Source organism: Vibrio sp. 1249-1, assembly GCF_033340495.1.
Genome location: NZ_JAWOWJ010000703.1, coordinates 1 through 637, shown reverse-complemented (window position 1 = coordinate 637; position 637 = coordinate 1). Strand labels below are relative to the sequence as shown.

At 48.5% G+C, this 637-nt stretch carries 1 pseudogene; it reads left to right on the top strand.

The features are described from left to right. A pseudogene (locus R7Z50_RS28450) lies at positions 1-614 on the top strand (Preprotein translocase subunit SecY); the annotation flags it as partial. Positions 615-637: the final 23 nt, after the last annotated feature.

The following is a 637-nucleotide window of genomic DNA, read 5'->3' as shown; positions in this document are numbered from 1 at the left end:
CGCAGAAGTACATCGAGATGGAGCGCATCGCAACGGGGGTGACGCGAATTCAAGAGCAAAACAAAACCCTGCGTGAAGAACAGCAGAGATTGGCGATGGAGCGAGACAGCCTGCCTCCGGTAACGCAAGACTCGGTCATCGGTCTGATCGATAGCCTTGCAAATGCGTTCGGTACGACATCGCAACAAGCTCAGTTATGGCTGGTGGTGTTCTTATCCATCCTGCTCGATTTCTTTGCGGCGTTTTTTGTTGGCTTGATTGGTGAAGAGCCACGTTTCCGTCACTATTACCGTCGCTACGTAGGCATGACCGTGGCATCAATTCGCGATATTGACCCAGAGCCAGCGGGTTATCTTCCACACATTAAGGATGAAGATGAACCCGCCATTGAGCAAAAAATTGAAGAACCGGAAGAGCCAAAAACACTGCTAGAACAGGTGAGCGATGCCCTTAAAACTCATCAAATCACGTGTACGAAAAAAGCGGTAGCGAAGCAATTTAGACTTTCTGCGGAAGAGGTAGACAAAGTCTTCGAAGAGCTTGCAGAGCTTGGGCTAGTGGGTAAAAAAGCCAACCACCATTATCATTGGATAGGTCAAGCCGAAGCAGTTTGATGGTCTAGACTCAGTAAACTATT